The organism is Bradyrhizobium campsiandrae (assembly GCF_014529705.1).
Lineage (GTDB): Bacteria > Pseudomonadota > Alphaproteobacteria > Rhizobiales > Xanthobacteraceae > Bradyrhizobium > Bradyrhizobium campsiandrae.
Genome location: NZ_JAANIH010000324.1, coordinates 1 through 255 on the forward strand (window position 1 = coordinate 1; position 255 = coordinate 255).

General features: G+C 65.9%; 1 protein-coding gene. It reads left to right on the forward strand.

The window, feature by feature from the left end; genetic code table 11:
* Window positions 1-255 (forward strand): DUF1522 domain-containing protein (locus tag G8O24_RS47490; protein WP_497717881.1); only part of this gene is annotated, 255 nt, incomplete at both ends.

Consider the following 255-nt stretch of genomic DNA (forward strand, 5'->3'; position numbering starts at 1 on the left):
GACCGGCGTCAACGCCGATCTGTCGATCACCGGCACCGGCAATGCGCTGAACGTGCTTGGCCTCGCCGGCAACACCGGCACGGCGAACGCCTTCACCGCGGCTCGCACCTCGGGCATCGGCGGCATCACCGGCAAGACCTTGACCTTCACCTCCTTCAGTGGCGGTGCGGCGGTCAACGTCACCTTCGGCGACGGCACCAACGGTACGGTCAAGACGCTCGATCAGCTCAACACGCAGCTGCAGGCCAACAACCT